Genomic DNA, 20,600 nt, shown 5'->3' on the forward strand with positions numbered 1-20,600 from the left:
AGAGGAAGGGCCGATCGTGGCTCAGCAGAGCACCGAGACCGACTGGGTCTCCAGGTTCGCGGACGAGGTCATTGCCGAGGCGGAGCGCCGTGCCCCCGGCAAACTGGCATCGGGTGCTTCCGCACCGGTGATCGTCTGCGCCTCGGGCCTGAGCCCCTCCGGCCCGATCCACCTCGGCAACCTCCGCGAGGTCATGACCCCGCACCTGGTCGCCGACGAGATCCGCCGTCGTGGCCACGAGGTCCGGCACCTCATCTCCTGGGACGACTACGACCGGTACCGCAAGGTCCCGGAGGGCGTCGAGGGCGTCGACAAGTCCTGGGCCGAGCACATCGGCAAGCCGCTGACCTCGGTTCCGGCGCCGGCCGGCTCGGCGTACCCGAACTGGGCGGAGCACTTCAAGGCCGCCATGACCGAGGCACTGGCCGAGCTGGGCGTCGAGTACGACGGCATCAGCCAGACCGAGCAGTACACCTCCGGCGTGTACCGCGACCAGGTCCTGCACGCGATGAAGCACCGCGCGGACATCGACGCGATCCTCGCCCAGTACCGCACCAAGAAGGCCCCCGCGAAGAAGTCCCAGAAGCCCGTCGACGAGGCGGAGCTGGAGGCGGCCGAGGGGTCCGGCGCGGCCAGCGAGGACGACGGCAGCGGCGGTTCGGCGGGCTACTTCCCGTACAAGCCGTACTGCGGCGGGTGCGAGAAGGACCTCACCACCGTCACCTCGTACGACGACGAGACCACCGAGCTGACCTACACCTGCACCGCCTGCGGCTTCGGGGAAACGGTCCGGCTGAGCGAGTTCCACCGCGGCAAGCTGGTCTGGAAGGTCGACTGGCCGATGCGCTGGGCGTACGAGGGCGTGATCTTCGAGCCGTCCGGTGTCGACCACTCCTCGCCCGGCTCGTCCTTCGTCGTCGGCGGGCAGATCGTCCGGGAGATCTTCGGCGGCGCCCAGCCGATCGGCCCGATGTACGCCTTCGTCGGCATCAGCGGCATGGCCAAGATGTCCTCGTCGCGCGGCGGCGTGCCGACCCCGGGTGACGCGCTGCAGATCATGGAGGCGCCGCTGCTGCGCTGGCTGTACGCCCGCCGCAAGCCCAACCAGTCCTTCAAGATCGCCTTCGACCAGGAGATCCAGCGGCTCTACGACGAGTGGGACAAGCTGGAGGGCAAGGTCGCCGACGGCACCGCGCTGCCCGCCGACGCGGCCGCCCACTCCCGGGCGGTCCGCACCGCCGCCGGCGAGCTGCCCCGCACCCCCCGCCCGCTGCCGTACCGCACCCTCGCCTCCGTCGCGGACATCACCGCCGGCCACGACGAGCAGACCCTGCGGATCCTCGGCGAGCTGGACCCGGCCAACCCCGTCACGTCCCTGGACGAGACCCGGCCCCGGCTCGACAAGGCCGAGCACTGGATCAACACCCAGGTCCCGGCCGACCAGCGCACCATCGTGCGCGAGGAGCCGGACGCCGAGCTGCTGGCCTCGCTGGACGACCAGGCCCGCGAATCGCTGCGGCTGCTGCTCGACGGCCTGGACGAGCACTGGTCGCTGGACGGCCTGACCACGCTCGTCTACGGCGTGCCGAAGGTCCAGGCGGGCCTGGCCCCGGACGCCAAGCCGACGCCCGAGCTGAAGGTCGCCCAGCGTGCCTTCTTCGCGCTGCTCTACCACCTGCTGGTCGGCCGGGACACCGGGCCGCGGCTGCCCACGCTGCTGCTGGCGGTCGGCGCCGACCGGGTGCGCAAGCTGCTCGGCGGCTGACGGCGGCGAGCGGGCGTGAGCTGCTCGGCGGCTGACGGCGTTCCGCCGCCGGGTCGTCCACGCACCGCCGCCTGGTCGTAGACGCCGCGCCGGCTCTGCGACTCAAGGGTGAGAACGGGTTCGGCCCCGGGGAGGAGGATCCCCGGGGCCGAACCCGTCACGCTGGTGCCATGAGGGGAATCATCGGCTTCATCGCCATGCTGCAAGGAGCGCTCGGCTTCATCGGCAAGACGTTCTTCGACGGTGCCTGGGGGCTGCTGGCCCACTGGTTCGACCTGCCGTCGGTCGCCTACCTCGGCCTGTTCCTGGTCGGCGCGGCGCTGGCCGTATGGGGCGACACGGACAAGAAGCGGAAGGCGCAGCGGGTGTAGGGCCGGGCGGGCTGCCTCCCCGGCGCGTTACGCGATGTGCTCGTCCATCAGCTCGGCGTTGAGGCGGTCGGTGAACTGGTCCATGTAGCGGTTCAGTTCGCGCGACCGCAGGCGGATCCCGTACTGCGCCTCCATGTTCGCGGCGAACGCGCCCGGCGTCGGCATGCCCTCGCCCTCGATCGAGCGCCGGAACACCTGGTAGACGTCCTCGTCGTGAGGAGTCGCGGCCGGAACCTGAGCGGGCTGCGGGTCCGCCTCCGCGACGCCCTTGCCGAGCGGACGCGTTCCGCCTGCCCCGTTCGGCACCGGGACCTGCGGCGCCGGCTCGGGCTCCGGCGCGCGCGGCGCCGGCACCGGGACCTGCTCGGCCGTCGTCACCTGCTGCTGCTCGTCGTACGGGGGCTGGGGTTCCGGCTCAGGGACGTACGCCGGGTCGTAGTCCCCCTGGTACGCCACCTGCGGCGACGCCGCGAACCACTGGTTGGGCAGTGGCTCGTCGGGCAGCGGCTCGGTGGCCAGCTGCCCGCCCGGCTCCTGGGCTCGCGGCGCCGGAGCGGGATTCACCGACTGCTGCGGCGCCGGCAGCAACTGCGGCTCGATGCCCGCCGCGGCGAGCCCCGCGGGAGCGGTCCGGGCCAGCGGCACCCCGTACCGGGCGAGCCGCAGCGGCATCAGGGACTCCACCGGAGCCTTGCGACGCCAGGCGCGCCCGAAGCGCGAACGCAGGCGTGCCTGGTAGACCAGCCGTTCCTGCTCCAGCTTGATCACCGCGTCGTACGACCGCAGTTCCCACAGCTTCATCCGCCGCCACAACAGGAACGTCGGGATCGGCGACAACAGCCACCGCGTGATGCGCACACCCTCCATGTGCCGGTCGGCCGTGATGTCGGCGATCCGGCCCACCGCGTGCCGGGCCGCCTCGACGGCCACCACGAACAGCACCGGGATCACCGCGTGCATCCCCACGCCCAGCGCGTCCGGCCAGGCCGCCGCGCCGTTGAAGGCGATGGTGGCGGCGGTCAGCAGCCAGGCGGTCTGCCGCAGCAGCGGGAACGGGATCCGGATCCAGGTCAGCAGCAGGTCCAGCGCCAGCAGGACGACGATGCCGGCGTCGATGCCGATCGGGAAGACGACCGAGAAGGCCCCGAAGCCCTTCTTCTCGGCCAGCGCGCGCACCGCCGCGTAGGAGCCGGTGAAGCCGATGCCTGCGATCACTGCGGCACCGGCGATGACCACACCGATGAGGATGCGGTGGGTACGAGTCAACTGCGCCGTCTTCGTCGCGGACACCCGCGGTCCCTCCCCGGCTCGGCGAAATGGCGCGCCTAGCCTGGCACACCGCCCGCCGGGCCCCACCGGGAGGTGCCCGGAGGGGCGGGGGCGGGGCCGGTCGGGTCGGTGTACGCCGGGCCGGCGGGGAGCGTCACGCCGCCGTCAGGTCGCCATCGGACCGCCGTCAGGCTCGCGTCGGATCGACGTCCGCTCGACGTCAGTGGTTCGCCTTGAGGGCGGCGGCGACCGCTTCCTTCGCGGCGGCCTGGGCCTTCTTCAGCAGGTCGGCGCCCTTGGGGGTGTCGGCGCCGGCCAGGCCCGCGCCGTTGTAGTTGATCGTCACGACGATGTTGGAGGCGCGGGCGACGATCGTGGTGTTCTTGAAGTCGTTGCCCTCCTTCTTCACGTCGTAGGTGATCGCGGTCGCCTCGTCGCCGGTGCCGCCGGTCTGGGCGGCCTTGAGCTTCTTGGCGCCCTTGGTGGCCTTCGCGTCGCTGACCTGCTTGGTGTAGAAGTCGGTGGCGCGCTTCTCGCCGGAGCCGATGCCCGGGTCCGAGTCGTAGCGCTGGTAGCCGATGTCCAGCCAGCGGAACTGGGTGCCGTCGACGCCGTGCTCGTCGGAGCTGTTCCAGGAGCAGGTGCCGTGCGAGGCGTTGTCCGTGGACTGGCCCTGGTCCCCGGCGGCGTCCTTCACCTTGGGCAGCAGCTTCTTGATGGTGTCCTTGGAGAACGCCGAGCAGGGGTTCGGCAGCTTCTTGTACTTCGCGGGCTCCACGGTCGGCGACGGCTGGGCGGAGCGGCTGGGCGCGGCGGAGGAGGCGTCACCGGAACCGGAGTCCGAGCTGCCGCCGTCCGAGCCGGAGCAGCCGGCGACGAGCAGCACCGGTACTGCTGCGCAGGTGAGGAGGCTGGCGAGGCGCTTGGCTGAACGGTGCATGGTTCCTTCGCTGTTCGTCGTCGTGCGTCGTCGTGCGTCGGCGTCGTGTGGTCGGCGTCGTGCGGCGTTCGGCGTGGTCAGTCGTCGTGCGTCGTCGGTTCGCTAGAGGGCACGGTACGCGGCGACGCGAGGTGGGTGACCGTTTCGTACCGGTGAGTACGAGGTGCGAAACGGGCATTCGGCTCTGTCCGGACGATCAGCCCGAGTTGCTCAACTCGGGCTATTCGGCGAGGCGGTCGGCCAGCTCATCGGCCAGCGAACGTGCCTTGTCCTGCAGTTCCTGGCTCTCCGGCAACATCGACTTGTCCGTGGACCACTGGTCGTAGGTGATCGTCACGATCACGTTCGACGTGCGAAAGACCACAGTGACGTCGCGGTGCACACCGGAGTCCGCGGTGATCAACTTGTCGTTGAGGAACGCCGCGTCCGCCAGGCCGTCGAGCACGCGCGGTGCGGTGGAGGCGCCGGCGCTCGCACTCGGGTCCGTGGTCGGCGGCGTGGTCGAGGCGGTGCTCTTGTCTCCGCCCGCATCCCCGCTCGGGTCCGTGCTCGCGTCGCTGCCGGGCTTGCCCGAGGCGCCGGCCTTTCCGGCGAGGGCCTTTGCGGGGTCCTTCCCGGCGGCGGCCGTCCCGCCCTTCGAGCCCCCGGTGTCCTTCGGATCCCCTGTGCTGCTGGCGGCCTTTGTTCCCTTTGTGCTCTTTGTGTCCTTCGACGGGGGCGCGGTGGGGGAGGAGCCGGTGCTGCCGCCGGACGGGATCTGGGCGGCCTGTTCCTTGCTGTCGTAGATCCCCTGCGCCTTGTCGTCATCGCTGACGGCGGCCTCGTACGAGACCACGCGCTGGATGTCGAGGCTCAGATGGCGGGTGCCCGTGTCGGTCTCGCGGGTCCAGTGGCAGCCGACCCGGCGGTCCGTGTCGTACGTGATGTCGGCCTGGCCGCCGTAGAGCTTGTCGGCCTCGGCGCTGGAGAGGTGCTGACCGTCGCCGGGCAGCATGCCGCGGACGGTGCTGCGCGACGGCAGCCCGCACGCCTCCGGGAGGGTCTGGTAGCGGCCCGGTTCGGCGGACTGGCTCGTCGCGGCGGGGTCGCCGCCCTTGGCGTCGGCGGCGTCACCGTCGGTGCCGGGGCCGCCGGTGCAGCCGGCGAGGCCGACGGCCAGCGCCGCGACGGCCACCAGTGCGGCACCGGGTGCGAACGGTTTGCGGGGCATCGTTCGCGGCTCCTTCCCTCAAGAAATGCGGTTGCCGCCGGGCGGCGGCCGATGGACACAATGTCTATCGCACGTCTTGCCGCGCACGCCGGTTCACCGTCCAAGATCAGGTATTTTGTCCGGCTTTTGCGTTTTTCAGTTTTTCGGGGGAATGAGGAAGTTATGTCGTACGTCGAGGTACCCGGCGCCCAGGTGCCCATCCGGATGTGGACCGACCCGGCCACGGTCGAGGACGTGGCGATGCAGCAACTGCGCAACGTCGCCACCCTCCCGTGGATCAAGGGCCTGGCCGTGATGCCCGACGTGCACTACGGCAAGGGCGCCACGGTCGGTTCGGTGATCGCGATGCGCGGGGCGGTCTGCCCGGCGGCGGTCGGCGTCGACATCGGCTGCGGCATGAGCGCGGTGAAGACCTCGCTCACCGCCAACGACCTGCCCGGCGACCTGTCCCGGCTGCGCTCGAAGATCGAGCAGGCCATTCCGGTGGGCCGGGGCATGCACGACGACCCCGTCGATCCCGGCCGGCTGCACGGCTTCCCGACGGCCGGCTGGGAGGACTTCTGGGCGCGGTTCGACGGGGTGGCGGATGCCGTCAAGTTCCGTCGCGAGCGGGCCGTCAAGCAGATGGGAACGCTCGGTAGCGGCAACCACTTCCACGAGATCTGCATCGACGAGGACCAGTCCGTGTGGATCATGCTGCACTCCGGGTCGCGCAACATCGGCAAGGAACTCGCCGACCACCACATGGGCGTGGCCCAGAAGCTGCCGCAGAACCAGGGCCTGGTCGACCGCGACCTCGCCGTCTTCATCGCGGACACCCCGCAGATGGCGGCGTACCGCAACGACCTCTTCTGGGCGCAGGAGTACGCCAAGCACAACCGCGAGATCATGATGGCGCTCACCCAGGACGTCGTCCGCCGGGAGTTCAAGAAGGCCAGGGTGACCTTCGGCGAGGTCATCTCCTGCCACCACAACTACGTGGCGGAGGAGCGGTACGACGGCATGGACCTGCTGGTGACCCGTAAGGGCGCGATCCGGGCCGGCGGCGGGGAGTACGGCATCATCCCCGGCTCGATGGGCACCGGCTCGTACATCGTCCGCGGCCTCGGGAACCCGGCGTCCTTCAACTCCGCCTCGCACGGCGCCGGCCGCAAGATGAGCCGGAACGCCGCCAAGAAGCGCTTCACCACGCGCGACCTGGCGGAGCAGACGCGGGGCGTGGAGTGCCGCAAGGACTCCGGGGTGATCGACGAGATCCCGGGCGCCTACAAGCCGATCGAGAAGGTCATCGACCAGCAGCGCGACCTGGTGGAGGTCGTCGCACACCTCAAGCAGGTGGTGTGCGTGAAGGGCTGAGGTGCGTGAAGGGCTGAGGTGCGTGAAGGGCTGAGGGGCGAGGGCTGGGACTGGCTCGCTGGGGCAGTGGCTCAGCGGGTCCGTGGCCTGGTGGCCTGGTGGCCTGGTGGTCCGGTGCTTCGATGGGCCATGGGGCCATGGCCCGGTGGTTCGTTGGCTTGGTTGAGGGGCGGCGTGGCGCGTGGTGCGCCACGCCGCTCTGCGTTACTCCGCGCTGCCTTGCGTGACGCGGTCCGGCCGGGCCGGCTCAGGGGGTCCGGGTGCGGTGCACCTTCGTGTTGGAAGCCTGGGCGCGGGGCCGGACCACCAGGAGGTCGATGTTGACGTGGGAGGGGCGGGTGATCGCCCAGGCGATGGTGTCGGCGACGTCCTCCGCGCTGAGCGGCTGCTCCACGCCCTCGTAGACCTTGGCGGCCTTTTCGGTGTCCCCGCGGAAGCGGGTGGTGGCGAACTCGTCGGTCTTCACCATGCCCGGCGCGACCTCGATGACGCGCACCGGCTCACCGCACAGCTCCAGCCGCAGCGTCTCGGCGATCACATGCGCACCGTGCTTGGCCGCGACATATCCGCCGCCGCCCTCGTACGTGCCATGACCTGCGGTGGAGGACAGGACGACGACGGTGCCGTCCCCGGAAGCGGTCAGCCTGGGCAGCAGCGCCTGGGTCATGTGGAGCACGCCCAGCACATTGACCTCGTACATGGCGCGCCAGTCGGCGGGGTCTCCGGTGGCCACCGGTTCCGCACCGAACGCGCCACCGGCGTTGTTGACCAGGACGTCGACGGACGGCAGCTCGTCGAGCGAGGCCACGAAGGCGTCGACGGCGGAACGGTCGGTGACGTCCAGCGCATGGGCCTGGGCATTCGGCAGCTCGGCGGCGAGCGCCTCGATGCGGTCCTTGCGGCGGGCGGTGAGCACGACGCGGTAGCCGGCGGCAGCCAGCGCCCGCGCGGTCGCGGCCCCGATGCCGCTGCTCGCTCCGGTGACAACGGCGGTACGGGCCTCGGCGCTGGGCGTTTCGGCGCTACGGGCATCAGCGCTACGGGCATCGGCGGTCATGACGCTCTCCTCGGAGCCGGTGGGACGGCGGGACGGCGGGACGACGGATCAGCGCGCGTCGGCGTGACCGTTGTGCGGTCTGGCCGCGGTCGCGGTGTGGCCAGGATATGCAGCGCCTGAACAACTGTTGATCAATTACTGGTGAGCACCTGATCAACGGCTGATCGAGGAGTCGAGGGAGACGGGTGGAGCCGGGCGAGACCAGCGACATTGGACGAGGCGGACGGAATGGGGGAGATGCAGGTGACCCGTTGTCGGAACGGTCAGCGGCTCCTGGGGGCGTACATGATCACTGCCATCCCGGCCAGGCAGATCAGCGCGCCGATGACGTCCCACCGGTCGGGTCGGTAGCCGTCGGCCACCATTCCCCAGGCCAGTGACCCGGCGACGAAGACCCCGCCGTACGCGGCAAGGATGCGCCCGAAGTGGGCGTCGGGCTGGAGCGTGGCCACGAAGCCGTACACCCCGAGGGCGATCACGCCGGCCCCGATCCACGCCCAGCCGCGGTGTTCGCGGATCCCCTGCCACACCAGCCACGCCCCGCCGATCTCGAACAGCGCGGCAACGACGAACAGGGCAACGGAACGCGCGATAAGCATGCGGCGAGCGTAAGCCCGGGCGACCCCGCCGGTGCGCGAGAGCCTCTCCGGCGGTGCCGCAGGCGAACGCCCGCCCAGGCATGCCACCCCGGGGCTGTCAGTGGTGCATGAGAGCTTCGAGTCATGCTGATTGAACGGGCTTATCTGGACCTTCCGACGGGGACGGGGGCAGGGGTAGGGGCAGGGGCTGCCGAGGACGGCTGGCCGTGGACGGTGCCCTGTGTCCGGCAGTTGGCCGCCGAGGGGCTTGCCTTCCGTGCGCCCGTCACCTTCCTGGTGGGCGAGAACGGTTCGGGGAAGTCCACGCTGGCGGAGGCGCTGGCGGAAGGCTTCGGCCTGGATTCGTACGGCGGGTCGGCCGGCTACAAGTACGCCTCCTCTCGTGAGGCTTCGCTGTTGGGCGGTCTGCTGCGGTTCGATCCGACGCGGGAGGGGCGGCGGATGGTGCGGGGGCCGCGCACGCGTCGCCGCGGCTTCTTCCTCCGGGCCGAAACGGCGCTGGAAGCACTGAACGGCGAGCGGAATACCCGGCGGCTCTCCCAGGGCCCCGACGAGATGAGCCACGGCGAGAGCTTCCTGCTGGCCTTCCGCGAACGGTTCGCCGAGCGCGGGCTGTATGTGATGGACGAGCCGGAGGCGGCACTGTCCTTCTCCTCCTGTCTGGAACTGGTCGGGCTGATGGACGAGTTGGCGCGGATAGGCGCTCAGGTCGTGTGCGCCACCCACTCACCGCTGCTGACGGCTCTGCCCGGCGCGGACATCGTGGAGGTCGGCGAGCACGGCATGCGGTCGGTGGAGTGGGCGGAGCTGGGCCTCGTCGATCACTGGCGGCGTTACCTCAACGACCCGCGGGCGTATCTGCGGCATGTGCTGGCCTCGGGCTGAGCCGAGGCGAACGCCGACGCCAAGCACGCTTCGACGCCAAGCGCGCTCCGACGCCAACCGCGGTCCGACGCTCACCGCGCAGCCATCCGCCCCTGCGTGGCCGCCCGTCCCCCCGCAGCCGTCCGCCCCGCTTAACCGTCCGCCCCGCTCAACCATTCGCCGGTGCGGCGCCGGTCCACCGTATGAGTGCGCTGCGCAGTGCCGCGGCACGTACGGCGGGGGCCGTGGAGTCGGTGGCCCAGGCGATATAGCCGTCGGGCCGTACCAGCAGGGCGGTGCGGCGGTCGCTGTCCCAGGCGGCCGGGATGACGCGGTCGTCGTCCGGACGCAGGCCGGTGGGCTCGTCGGCGGCGGTGACGAGGACGAACTTCCCCTGACGCAGGAGTTCATAGAGCCGGTCGCCGCCGGCCAGGCGGATGTCCGGAGCGCGGTGGCCGGCGAGCCGATGGGCACCCGGCCCGGCCGGATAGCTGATGCCGATACCGGACAGCGTGCGTATCGCGCGGCGGGACACCGGCCGCAGATGGTTGATGAGCCGCGCGGCGACTCCCCGGACCGCACGCCCGGGAGAGGAGTGCAGCAGGGCCACCCGCAGGATGGCGCCGCTGCTGCGCAGCACCGACTTGCCGACGGGATGCCGCTCGGCCTGATAGCTGTCCAGCAGGGACTCGGGGGAGTGGCCGCGTATCACGGCGGCCAGCTTCCAGCTGAGGTTGGCGGCGTCCTGAAGGCCGGTGTTCATGCCCTGACCGCCCGCGGGGGAGTGGACATGCGCGGCGTCCCCGGCGAGGAAGACCCGCCCGACGCGGTACTGCGGGGCCTGGCGCTCGTCGCTGTGGAAGCGGGAGATCCAGCGGGCGTCCCGCATGCCGTAGTCCGTACCGAGCGCGAGCCGGGTGACCTCGCGGGCCTCGTCGAGATCGGCGGGCGCGCTGTCGTCGTCCTGGCGGTGGCGGTTCCAGCCGATGACGCGGTACCAGCCGTCCCCGAACGAGCCGATCAGCGCGAACGCCTCCCCCGTGGCGTTGAAGGTGAAGGGGGACGGCGGCGCCTCGGCCAGCCGGACGTCGGCGAGGATCACCGAGCGGATCACGGACTTCCCGGGGAAGGGCAGGCCCACGGCCTGCCGGATCGTGCTGCGCACGCCGTCGGTGCCGACGAGGTAGGCGGCGCGGGCGCTGCCGATGCCGTCGGGGGTGCGCAGCTTCACCGTGACCCCCTCCTCGTCCTGGTCGAGACCGAGCACCTCCGAGTCGTACCGGAACACCACACCGGCCTTCCGCGCCCGCTGCTCCAGCAGCCGTTCGACCTCGAACTGGGGAGTGATCAGGACGAACGGGAAGCGGCTGGCGAGCTGGGTCGGGTCGAGAGTGGCCTTCCCGAAGAGCCGGAGGCGGGAGATCGGATGGCCGCCGGCGACCAACTCATCGGCGAGACCACGGGCGTCGAGCTGCTCCAGCGTGCGCGCATGGACGGCGAGGGCGCGGCTGAGGTTGCTGGTGGTGTCGGTGCGGCGTTCGAGAAGCGTGACGGACAGGCCGGCCTCGGCGAGGTCCCCGGCCAGCAGCAGACCGGTGGGCCCGGCGCCGACGACGAAGACGTCCGCGGTGTCCGTCATGTCTGCGGCCTCCGCACTCTCCGCGCCGGGTGCGAGGTGTCCGGCGGCTTCCGGGGCGTCTCTGACCTCGGCCTCGCGGGCCGTGCTGAGTCCCTGCTCCGGGGTGCCGGACTGGTCCGGTGTGCGGTTCATGGCGTCCATGGCTTCCGCCTCCTCTGCGTGCGCCTGGGCCTACGCCAACGCATGTTGGTCAACGCATGTTGGCAAGCGTAAGTCGCGTCGGCTTGGCATGTCAACAGTCGTTGGCCTACTGTTGTTGACATGCCGCACGAGCGCCCTCCTACTACTGCTGAGCCCGACGCCCCCGCCGAATCGGTGGCCTCCGACACCGGCGCTGAAGCCGCTGCCGGCGTCCCGTCCGCCGGTCCCGCGGCCCCGCCCCGCCGGTCCGCCGCGACCCGGGCGGCGATCCTGGCCGCCGCCCGCGACCGCTTCGCCGCGGACGGCTATGAGCGCGCCACGATCCGCGCCATCGCGCGCGAAGCGGGCATCGACCCGTCGATGGTCATGCGCTACTACGGCAACAAGGCCGGTCTTTTCGCGGCAGCCTCCGAGATCGAGGTGCACGCGCCCGACCTGAGCCACGTACCGCGAGAAGAAGCCGGCGCCCGGCTCGTACGCCACTTCCTCGAGCGGTGGGAGGGCGACGAGGTAATGACCGGCATGTTGCGCGTCGGTGCGACGAACGAAGCAGGCGCGGAGCGGATGCGAGGGGTGTTCGCCGAGCAGATCAGGCCGGTGCTCACGGCGCTCTGCCCGGTCCCCGAGGAGGCCCCGAAGCGCGCGGCGTTGATCGCCTCCCAGATACTCGGCATGGCGCTGTGCCGTTACGTCCTGCACCTCGCGCCGGCCGTCGCCCTCAGCCATGAGGAGGTCATCGCCTGGCTGGCGCCCACGATCCAGCGCTATCTGACGGCGGAGCAGCCGTAGAGCGGGCGGTTGCCAGGGGGTGTTCAGTCCGCGGACAGCGGCCGCGGCACCCGTCCGGCGACCCGCCTCATCTGTCCTTCGAAGACCTGCCGCGCCTCCGGGGTCAGCGTCCGGAGCGCCACCATCGCCGTGAGGATCACATCGCACAGCTCGCTCTGCACGTCGTCCCAGGTGTGGCTGTGACCCTTGCGCGGGTTCTGGCCGGTGGCGCCGATCACCGCCTGCGCGACCTCGCCCGCCTCCTCGGAGAGCTTCAGGATGCGCAGCAGCCGCTCCTGTTCCGCGGGCAGCGTGCTCTCGCCGTCGAGCCAGCGCACCAGGTGGTCGACGGTTTCCCAGACGGCTGACGGGGCGTCGGCCGGAGGCGCGGACGAGGTCTCGACGGGCGGAGGCGTATCGGACATGGCCCGATTGTGCCCGTGTCCGGCGGCGTACGCGCCTAGTGTGGAGGAACCGCCGTATGTGAAGCCCGGTATGTGCACCGCCATAGGTGACACGCCGACTACGAATCGCTCCGCGTACGTACTGCCGTGCACGAACTCGCCGTGCACAACGCCCGTATTGCTGCTGGCTGGTGGGAAGGGGCACGCCGCAGATGGCCGAGCACCGCACGTCCCGCGATCCGCTCCCCGAGGAGCTGGTCGACTTCTACGGCCTGGTGCCGTTGCCGCGTGAGGGCGGGCGGTTCCGGCCTACGTGGGCGGGTCCGCCCCGGTCCGACGGACGGCCCGAGGGCACGGCGATCGTGATGCTGCTGACCGCCGAGCCGGGCGACTACAGCGCCCTGCACCGGCTGCCCACCGACGAGATCTGGCACTTCTACCGGGGCGATCCGCTCACCCTCTTCCTGCTCACCGAAGGGCCCGAAGAAGACGGGCAGCCCCAGGGGGCCGAGGGGCGCGAGGCGAGCACTCCGGATGGCCGCGCGGCCCGTACGGTCGTCCTCGGGCCGGACGTCCTGGGCGGGCAGCACGTTCAGTTCACCGTTCCGGCCGGGACGTGGATGGCCGCCGAGGTCGCCGACGGCGGCTCCTGGACACTGTTCGGCTGCACGATGGCGCCCGGTTTCACCTTCGAGGACTACGAACACGGGGACGCCGCCGAATTGGCCGCGCGGTTTCCCCGGGAGGCAGCGCGGATCGTCGCGCTGAGCCGGCCATGACAGGGGAGTGGGCCCCTTTCAGCCTGAACGGTGGTGGGGCGGCGGTTACTCCCAGTGACGACGGTGGACCGGTCGGATCCGGCCAGGCAGGGTCGGATGGTCAGGCCGTCTCGTACGGCCAGGCTGGCTGGGACGGCTCGGACGGCTCGGACGGTCGGGGCGGCGCGGGCAGTCCGGGCAGCCAGGGCAGTCCGAACACTCCGGATAGGCGGGGCGGCCCGGCCAGCCTGGATGGTCGGGACAGGCTGGGCGGCCGGGACAGGCTGAATGGCCCGAACGGTCAGGCCGGCGCGGACGGCCCGGACGGTCACACCAGCAACGGCCCGGACGGTCATCTCAGCAACGGCACGGACGGTCAGGCCAGCGATGGTCCGGGCGCTCAGGTCAGAGCGGATGGCCCGGACAGCCAGGTCAACGAGAACGACGCGGCGCACGCATTGAGCATGGCCGCGGGGCAGCCCCAGCCGGAGCCCCAGCCGCAGCCTCACCCCCAGCCCCAGTCCCGTCGCCAGCCCCAGAACCACCCTCACCCCCATCCCCAGGGCCACACCCATCCCCATACTCATCCCCAGAGCCAGCGCCACCTCCCCGATCTTTCGGGGCAAGTGGTGCTCGTTACCGGGGCCGCGGGTGGGGTCGGGCAGGGGATTGCGGTGCGGTTCGCGGAGGCCGGCGCGGCGGTGGTGGTGCATTACCGGACCGGGGCGGAGGCAGCGCGGGCGCTGGTGGGGCGGATCGAGGACGGCGGCGGGAGTGCGCTGGCGGTGGCGGCCGATCTGGCCGTCGAGGAGGAGTGCCACCGGCTGGTGGCCGAGGCGGCCGGCTGGCGCGGGCGGCTCACCGCGCTGGTGAACAACGCCGGGGTGCAGCCGACGCAGGAGCTGGCGGGGATGTCGCTCGCCGACTGGCGGGCGGTGGCGGACCTCAACGTGCACTCGGTGTTCGCCTGCACCCAGGCCGCGGCGGCCGTGATGCGGGAGGGCGGCGGCGGGTCGGTGACGCATATCGCGTCGATCGAGGCGGACCGTCCGGCGCCGCAGCACGCCCACTACTGCGCGTCGAAGGCGTCGGTGGTGATGCACGCCCGCGCCGCCGCGCTGGAGTACGGCCGGTACGGCATCCGCGTCAACAGCGTCTCGCCGGGCCTGATCGACCGGCCCGGGCTGGCCGAGGACTGGCCCGACGGAGTACGGCGCTGGCACGCGGCGGCGCCCACCGGGCGGTTGGGGCGGCCGGAGGACGTGGGCGACGCCTGTGTGTTCCTCGCCTCACCGATGGCGTCCTGGATCAGCGGACAGAACCTCGTGGTGGACGGCGGAGTCTCCGCCCGTCCTACCTGGTGAGCCCCAGCCCCAGCCCCTGGTGAGCCCCTCGCCCTACGAGACCTGGCCACCCGCCAGCTCACCGTCCGATCAGCTCACCAGTCCGCCGACCCGCCGGCTCACCAGCCCGCCGGCTCATCAGCCCACCGGCCGGTCCCGCCCCCCCCGGACGCCACCGGCCACTAGCCACCCGCCACCGGCCCCCCGCCGAACCGTTACGCCCGCACCAAGCAACAGCCGCCGAACCAACAAGACGCCGCCGACCCGTTACCGGCACACCAAGCAACAAGCCGAACCGTTACGGCCACACCAAGCAGTAAGCCTGGTGTCCCGCCTCGTGGAGGCGGTGGCTGAAGTCCTGCCATTCGTGGAGGAGCTGGTAGACGGCGAAGGCGTCGCGGGGGCCGCCGCGGTCGGGGACCGTGGACCAGATGAAGGCGGCCGCGCCGACCGATTCCTCGCCGATGCCGCGCAGCGGGTCGACCACGGTCATGGGGAGCTTGACGACGGCGTAGTCGGGGTGGAGAACGACGAGTTCGAGCGGCGGAACCTTATGGAGGGGTATGCCCTCTATACCGGTGAGGACCATGGCGGCCATGGTCTCCGGCTTGATCTTGGTGAACATCCCGCCCATGCCGAGCTCGTCACCGCCGAGTTCCTCAGGGCGCATGGAGATCGGGACCCGGGCCGCGGTCGCGCCGTTGGGCGCGCCGAAGTACTTGTAGGTCACCCCCATGCGGCCGCCCCTGATGTCCCCACCCTTGATGCCTTCGGTCTCGCGCCGGTGACGGCCGCGCTGGGCGCGCCCGGAACCCCGGTCATCGGTTCCTTCGCCCAGTTCGCCACCGCGATGCATATCTCCACCCGACCACTCGCAGCCCCAGCCGCGCAACCCGATCATCGTCTCAGAGACCTCCCCCGTCACCGGCGCGCGAAACGCCCGGCCGCACGCCCCCGTGCGCCTCTGAGACCATTGCTTGCGTGACTCACTCGTCCGTCGCCCCAGTTTCGCAGACAAGCGGGGGCTGACGCCCGGTCGGAAGCGAGAGGAATCAAAAAAGGATCGAGTGGGAACCGCGCGGCGCCTTAGGTGGTCCAAGCGGGGATTCCCATGCCGTTGTCAGCCGGGGCCGTGCCCGTGCGCCGCCGCCCTCCCCGTTTATGCAGGTCAGGATCACAGTGTCTTTTCCGTATGAAGCCCCTGTTTCGCAGTCGCTGTTCGAGCGCGCCTCCGTGGTGACGCCCGGCGGCGTCAATTCACCGGTGCGGGCGTTCCGCGCCGTCGGCGGTACGCCCCGTTTCATGGTGTCCGGTACCGGTCCGTACCTCACCGACGCGGACGGCCGTGAGTACGTCGACCTCGTGTGCTCGTGGGGGCCGATGATCCTCGGGCACTCGCACCCCGAGGTGATCGCGGCGGTCCAGGAGGCGGTCGCGCGCGGCACGTCCTTCGGTACGCCGGGCGCGGGCGAGGTCGAGCTGGCCGAGGAGATCGTGGCCCGGATCGAGCCGGTCGAGCAGGTGCGCCTGGTGTCGTCCGGCACCGAGGCGACGATGTCGGCGATCCGTCTGGCGCGCGGGTTCACCGGCCGCCCCAAGGTGGTCAAGTTCGCCGGCTGCTACCACGGGCACGTGGACGCGCTGCTGGCCGCGGCCGGCTCGGGCGTGGCGACCTTCGGGCTGCCCGACACGCCCGGCGTGACCGGCGCGCAGGCCGGCGACACGATCGTGCTGCCGTACAACGACCTGGAAGCGGTGCGGGCCGCGTTCGCCGCGCACCCGGGCGAGATCGCCTGTGTGATCACCGAGGCGTCGCCCGGCAACATGGGCGTGGTGCCGCCGCTGCCCGGCTTCAACCAGGGCCTTGCGGACCTGTGCTCGGCCAACGGCGCGCTGTACATCTCCGACGAGGTGATGACCGGCTTCCGCGTCAGCAAGGCCGGTTGGTACGGAATTGATGGGGTTCGTCCGGATCTGATGACCTTCGGCAAGGTCATGGGCGGTGGCTTCCCGGCGGCGGCGTTCGGCGGCCGCGCCGATGTCATGGCGCATCTCGCCCCGGCCGGCCCGGTCTATCAGGCGGGCACCCTGTCCGGGAACCCGATCGCCACCGCCGCCGGTGTCGCGCAGCTGCGGCTGCTGGACGACGCCGCGTACGAGAAGGTCGACGCGGTCTCCGCCGAGCTGCGCTCGCTGGTCGGCGGGGCGCTGGCCAAGGAGGGCGTGGCGCACCGGCTCCAGGTGGCGGGCAACATGTTCTCCGTCTTCTTCACGGAGCGGGACGTCACCAACTACGACGAGGCCAAGGCGCAGGAGTCCTTCCGCTTCACCGCGTTCTTCCACTCGATGCTGTCCCAGGGCGTCTACCTCCCGCCGTCCGCGTTCGAGTCGTGGTTCGTCTCGACCGCGCACGACACCGCGGCCGTCGAGCGGATCGCGGCCGCCCTGCCGGCCGCCGCCCGGGCCGCCGCCGAAGCGACGGAATGAGGGGGAAATGAACCAGAGCAGCAACGACGTCTCCGCCGGCAACAACGGTGACGACATCACCGTCGTCCACCTCATGCGGCACGGCGAGGTGCACAATCCGGAGGGCGTGCTGTACGGGCGCCGGGCCGGCTACCACCTCTCCGAGCTGGGGCGGAAGATGGCCGACCGGGTCGCCGAGCACCTCGCGGACCGGGACATCACCCATGTCGTCGCCTCGCCGCTGGAGCGGGCACAGGAGACCGCGACACCGATCGCCGCGGCGCACGGTCTCGACCTGGCCACCGACGAGCGGCTGATCGAGGCGGCCAACGTCTTCGAGGGCAAGACCTTCGGGGTCGGTGACGGGGCGCTCAAGAAGCCCGGCAACTGGAAGTACCTGACGAATCCGTTCCGGCCCTCGTGGGGCGAGCCGTACCTCGAACAGGTCGTACGGATGATGGCGGCGCTCGGCGCGGCACGGGACGCGGCGCGCGGGCACGAGGCGGTGGCGGTCAGCCACCAGCTGCCGATCTGGATCGTCCGCAGCTTCGTGGAGCGGCGGCGGCTGTGGCACGACCCGCGGAAGCGGCAGTGCACGCTGGCCTCGCTGACGTCGTTCACGTTCCACGGCGACAAGATCATTTCGGTGGGGTACAGCGAACCGGCGCGCGACCTGGTTCCCTCCCACCTCCTGGCCGGCGCCAAACCGGCGAAGGGGAAGAGCAAGGCCTACGGGGCCTGACTCTGCATCAGGTGGCGGAACGTCAAAGCCAAGCAAAAATGGAATATCCGGGCGATTAACTCGTAGCCCCGGTGCTCAACATGCCCAGTCCTCAATTGTCCGTTTATATGGATATTGAGTTCGGCGAGCACGGATGGGGACGAGGTCATGTGCGCGATCAGTCGGCGAAACCTGCTGGGCCTGGGAGTTGGTGCAGCCGCGGCGCTGGGCGTCGCCGGCTGCACCACGCCCGGTCCGCAGGTCGACGTCGACAAGCGGAAGGTCAAGAGCTCCGTCCGGGCCCGCCCCAAGCTCATCGGTGACGGCTCGACGGCGTATTACGGCGCGCAGCCGAACCAGCCGAAAGCACCCGAACGGATGGAGCCCGGACAGACCCCGCCGCAGTTCGTGGTCTTTTCCTGGGACGGCGCGGGAGAGGTCGGAAACGGCCTCTTCCCCCGCTTTCTCCAGCTCGCCAAGGACCACGGCGCGGCCATGACCTTCTTCCTCTCCGGCCTCTATCTCCTGCCGGAAGATCAAAAGCACCTCTACGAGCCGCCGAACAATCCGCCCGGTGCCTCCGCCATCGGCTACCTCGCCGACGAGCACATCAGGGAGACGCTCACGTACGTCCGCCAGGCCTGGCTGGACGGCCACGAGATCGGCACCCACTTCAACGGCCACTTCTGCGGCGACGCCCCGACCTCCGTCAAACACTGGACCCCCCGCCAGTGGTACTCCGAGATCGACCAGGCGATGGACTTCGTCACCAAATGGCGGACCCATACCGGTTTCGCCGAAGTCGACCCGCTGCCGTTCGATTACCGGCAGGAATTGGTCGGTGGCCGCACGCCCTGTCTGCTCGGCCAGAGAAATCTGCTGCCCGCCGCCCGGGCACTCGGCTGGCGCTACGACGCCAGCTCGCCCGGCGGCCTCCAGACGTGGCCGAAGAAGAAGTTCGGCCTCTGGGACTTCCCGCTCCAGCAGATTCCCTTCCCGGGGCACTCTTTCGAGGTGCTCTCGATGGACTACAACCTCCTCGCCAACCAGTCCAAGAACTCCACCAAGGCACCGCCGGCCAACTATCCCGGCTGGCGGCAGCAGGCCACCGACGCGTACATCTCCGGATTCCGCCGCGCCTACGAGACCAACCGCGCCCCCCTCTTCATCGGCAACCACTTCGAGGAGTGGAACGGCGGCATCTATATGGACGCCGTCGAGGAGGCCCTCAAGTACATCGCCAACGAGCAGAACCGCGATGTCCGGCTGGTGTCGTTCCGGCAGCTCACCGACTGGCTCGACGCCCAGGACCCCGAGGTGGTGCGCAGGCTCCAGGAGGTCCCGGTCGGCGAGCGGCCCGCCGAGGGCTGGAAGGAGTACCTCTCGGCCGCGTGACCTCTCGGCCGCGTGACCGGGTGACGTACCGCTCCGGCCCCGTGTGCCCGCCGCCCCGCCGCCTGACATGCCCCTTCGGACGGGGGCGGGTCGGGCGAGGGGGGCGTGGAAGATCCGGAATCGGCCCATGCGAAACTTTTCACATGAGTGCTGACGCCCCACGCCGCCGCACGCGCCGCCGCCGGATCCTCCTGCTCGCCGCAGGGGCCGCGGCCGCCTCGCTGTGCTTGAGCGCCTGCGGGGACGGTGCCTCCGGAGGCTCGGCCCAGACCCGTTTCGTCCAGGGCAAGGACGGCGTCGACACCGTCAAGAAGGCCGACCGGCAGCCCGCCCCCGACCTGTCCGGCGAGACCACCACCGGCAAGCAGCTCGACGTCGCCGACTACAAGGGCAAGGTCGTCATCCTCAATGTCTGGGGCTCGTGGTGCGGCCCCTGCATCGCCGAGGCGCCCAACTTCGCCAAGGTCGCCAAGGAGACCGAGGGCAAGGGCGTCCAGTTCCTCGGCATCAACACCCGCGACTCCCAGAAGTCCCAGGCCACCAGCTTCGAGGAAGAGCACAAGGTGCCCTACCCGAGCCTGTTCGACCCCACCGGCCGGCTCATGCTGCGCTTCCCCAAAGGCAGCCTCAACCCGCAGTCCATCCCCTCCACGATCGCCATCGACCGGCACGGCAAGATCGCCGCCCGCTCGATCGGCCCGCTCACCGAGGACGAACTGCGCAGCATGGTCAAGCCGCTGATCGCCGAGAAGTGATCCCGCCAGAGATGGAACTCACCCAGCTCGCCGTCGCCGCCGACCACACCGTCGTCTCCGGCACCCTCCTCGCCGCCGTCCCCCTCGCGCTCCTCGCCGGCCTCGTCTCCTTCTTCTCCCCCTGCGTCCTGCCGCTGGTCCCCGGCTACATGTCGTACGTGACGGGCGTCACCGGCACCGACCTCGGCGAGGCCCGGCGCGGCCGGATGCTGGCCGGCGCCGGCCTCTTCATCCTCGGCTTCACCGCCGTCTTCGTCTCCGGCGGCGCCCTCTTCGGCTTCTTCGGCCGGACCCTGCTCGACTACAAGGACGTCATCTCCCGCGTCCTCGGCGCCCTGCTGATCCTCTTCGGCCTGACCTTCGCCGGCGTCCTGCAACGCTTCGGGCAGCGCGAATTCCGCTTCCACAAGAAGCCCGCCATGGGCCTGGCCGGCGCGCCGTTCCTCGGCGTGCTCTTCGGCCTCGGCTGGACGCCCTGCCTGGGCCCCACCTTCGCCGCCGTCCAGGCCCTGACCTTGTACGACGCCAGCGCCGCCCGCGGCGCCCTCCTCACCGTCGCCTACTGCCTCGGCCTCGGCGTGCCGTTCATCGCCGTCGCGCTGGCCTTCCGCCGCGTCCTCGGCGCCTTCGGCTGGGTCAAACTCCACTACCAGTGGGTGATGCGGATCGGCGGCGGCATGATGGTCGCCCTCGGCGTCCTCCTCGTCACCGGCATCTGGGACAGCATGATGTCCGAGCTCCAGAGCTGGACCCAAAGCTCCACCGTTGGGATCTGATCG

The 20,600-nt window shown here is 70.8% G+C and carries 20 protein-coding genes; 12 read left to right on the forward strand and 8 right to left on the reverse strand.

The window, feature by feature from the left end:
- The first annotated feature begins 16 nt into the window (after positions 1-16).
- Together lysS and ACZ7MX_RS14005 are read left to right on the forward strand one after the other, a co-directional pair.
- Complete coding sequence (gene lysS, locus ACZ7MX_RS14000) at positions 17-1,765, forward strand: lysine--tRNA ligase (protein ID WP_472131840.1); 1,749 nt, start codon at positions 17-19, stop codon at positions 1,763-1,765.
- A 170-nt stretch (positions 1,766-1,935) separates the two neighbouring features.
- Positions 1,936-2,136: a hypothetical protein gene (locus ACZ7MX_RS14005; protein ID WP_472131842.1), complete on the forward strand. Its 201-nt coding sequence runs from the start codon at positions 1,936-1,938 to the stop codon at positions 2,134-2,136.
- A gap of 27 nt (positions 2,137-2,163) precedes the next feature.
- Here the strand turns inward: ACZ7MX_RS14005 and ACZ7MX_RS14010 are convergent, their stop codons facing one another.
- The 3 genes from ACZ7MX_RS14010 to ACZ7MX_RS14020 all read right to left on the reverse strand — a co-directional run bounded on the left by ACZ7MX_RS14010 (position 2,164) and on the right by ACZ7MX_RS14020 (position 5,555).
- The gene (locus ACZ7MX_RS14010; RefSeq protein ID WP_472131844.1) at positions 2,164-3,426 is read right to left on the reverse strand and encodes a DUF2637 domain-containing protein; all 1,263 of its coding nucleotides are present in this window, start codon (positions 3,424-3,426) and stop codon (positions 2,164-2,166) included.
- Positions 3,427-3,625: 199 nt separating this feature from the next.
- Positions 3,626-4,345, reverse strand: a complete 720-nt coding sequence (locus ACZ7MX_RS14015; protein WP_472131845.1) for a DUF3558 family protein — start codon at positions 4,343-4,345, stop codon at positions 3,626-3,628.
- A gap of 220 nt (positions 4,346-4,565) precedes the next feature.
- A complete protein-coding gene (locus ACZ7MX_RS14020; protein WP_472131847.1) occupies positions 4,566-5,555 on the reverse strand; it encodes a hypothetical protein in 990 nt (329 codons plus the stop codon).
- A gap of 162 nt (positions 5,556-5,717) precedes the next feature.
- On the opposite strand from ACZ7MX_RS14020, the gene ACZ7MX_RS14025 reads away from it, so the two are divergent.
- The gene (locus ACZ7MX_RS14025) at positions 5,718-6,911 is read left to right on the forward strand and encodes an RtcB family protein (RefSeq protein ID WP_472131849.1); all 1,194 of its coding nucleotides are present in this window, start codon (positions 5,718-5,720) and stop codon (positions 6,909-6,911) included.
- A gap of 247 nt (positions 6,912-7,158) precedes the next feature.
- Here ACZ7MX_RS14025 and ACZ7MX_RS14030 read toward each other — a convergent pair whose 3' ends face one another.
- Both ACZ7MX_RS14030 and ACZ7MX_RS14035 read right to left on the reverse strand, forming a co-directional pair.
- On the reverse strand, positions 7,159-7,968 hold the full coding sequence (locus ACZ7MX_RS14030) for an SDR family NAD(P)-dependent oxidoreductase (RefSeq protein WP_472131851.1): 810 nt from the start codon (positions 7,966-7,968) through the stop codon (positions 7,159-7,161).
- A gap of 263 nt (positions 7,969-8,231) precedes the next feature.
- A complete protein-coding gene (locus ACZ7MX_RS14035) occupies positions 8,232-8,567 on the reverse strand; it encodes a YnfA family protein (RefSeq protein WP_472131853.1) in 336 nt (111 codons plus the stop codon).
- Positions 8,568-8,690: 123 nt separating this feature from the next.
- Here ACZ7MX_RS14035 and ACZ7MX_RS14040 point away from each other — a divergent pair, with 123 nt between their 5' ends.
- Positions 8,691-9,452: an AAA family ATPase gene (locus ACZ7MX_RS14040; RefSeq protein WP_472131855.1), complete on the forward strand. Its 762-nt coding sequence runs from the start codon at positions 8,691-8,693 to the stop codon at positions 9,450-9,452.
- Positions 9,453-9,600: 148 nt separating this feature from the next.
- Here ACZ7MX_RS14040 and ACZ7MX_RS14045 read toward each other — a convergent pair whose 3' ends face one another.
- Entirely contained in the window at positions 9,601-11,211 is a 1,611-nt protein-coding gene (locus tag ACZ7MX_RS14045; RefSeq protein ID WP_472131857.1) for an FAD-dependent monooxygenase, read from the reverse strand.
- Between the two features lie 120 nt (positions 11,212-11,331).
- Between ACZ7MX_RS14045 and ACZ7MX_RS14050 the strand changes: the two genes are divergently transcribed.
- Positions 11,332-12,000 (forward strand): TetR/AcrR family transcriptional regulator, encoded by a 669-nt coding sequence (locus ACZ7MX_RS14050; protein WP_472131859.1) that lies wholly within the window; start codon positions 11,332-11,334, stop codon positions 11,998-12,000.
- Positions 12,001-12,023: 23 nt separating this feature from the next.
- Here the strand turns inward: ACZ7MX_RS14050 and ACZ7MX_RS14055 are convergent, their stop codons facing one another.
- The gene (locus ACZ7MX_RS14055) at positions 12,024-12,404 is read right to left on the reverse strand and encodes a MazG-like family protein (RefSeq protein WP_472131861.1); all 381 of its coding nucleotides are present in this window, start codon (positions 12,402-12,404) and stop codon (positions 12,024-12,026) included.
- 191 nt (positions 12,405-12,595) lie between these two features.
- On the opposite strand from ACZ7MX_RS14055, the gene ACZ7MX_RS14060 reads away from it, so the two are divergent.
- Entirely contained in the window at positions 12,596-13,162 is a 567-nt protein-coding gene (locus ACZ7MX_RS14060) for a cupin domain-containing protein (protein WP_472131863.1), read from the forward strand.
- 605 nt (positions 13,163-13,767) lie between these two features.
- Entirely contained in the window at positions 13,768-14,505 is a 738-nt protein-coding gene (locus tag ACZ7MX_RS14065) for an SDR family NAD(P)-dependent oxidoreductase (RefSeq protein WP_472131864.1), read from the forward strand.
- 277 nt (positions 14,506-14,782) lie between these two features.
- Here the strand turns inward: ACZ7MX_RS14065 and ACZ7MX_RS14070 are convergent, their stop codons facing one another.
- Entirely contained in the window at positions 14,783-15,340 is a 558-nt protein-coding gene (locus ACZ7MX_RS14070; RefSeq protein ID WP_078866473.1) for a hypothetical protein, read from the reverse strand.
- Positions 15,341-15,663: 323 nt separating this feature from the next.
- On the opposite strand from ACZ7MX_RS14070, the gene hemL reads away from it, so the two are divergent.
- The 5 genes from hemL to ACZ7MX_RS14095 all read left to right on the forward strand — a co-directional run bounded on the left by hemL (position 15,664) and on the right by ACZ7MX_RS14095 (position 20,597).
- A complete protein-coding gene (gene hemL, locus ACZ7MX_RS14075) occupies positions 15,664-16,971 on the forward strand; it encodes a glutamate-1-semialdehyde 2,1-aminomutase (RefSeq protein WP_078872077.1) in 1,308 nt (435 codons plus the stop codon).
- 7 nt (positions 16,972-16,978) lie between these two features.
- Positions 16,979-17,692 (forward strand): histidine phosphatase family protein, encoded by a 714-nt coding sequence (locus ACZ7MX_RS14080; protein WP_472131866.1) that lies wholly within the window; start codon positions 16,979-16,981, stop codon positions 17,690-17,692.
- A gap of 147 nt (positions 17,693-17,839) precedes the next feature.
- On the forward strand, positions 17,840-19,066 hold the full coding sequence (locus tag ACZ7MX_RS14085) for a polysaccharide deacetylase family protein (protein WP_472131868.1): 1,227 nt from the start codon (positions 17,840-17,842) through the stop codon (positions 19,064-19,066).
- A gap of 143 nt (positions 19,067-19,209) precedes the next feature.
- Complete coding sequence (locus tag ACZ7MX_RS14090; RefSeq protein ID WP_472131870.1) at positions 19,210-19,821, forward strand: TlpA family protein disulfide reductase; 612 nt, start codon at positions 19,210-19,212, stop codon at positions 19,819-19,821.
- 11 nt (positions 19,822-19,832) lie between these two features.
- Positions 19,833-20,597, forward strand: a complete 765-nt coding sequence (locus ACZ7MX_RS14095) for a cytochrome c biogenesis CcdA family protein (RefSeq protein ID WP_030416180.1) — start codon at positions 19,833-19,835, stop codon at positions 20,595-20,597.
- Positions 20,598-20,600 lie beyond the last annotated feature (3 nt).

The sequence above is a fragment of the Streptomyces sp. NPDC107765 genome, from assembly GCF_055657085.1.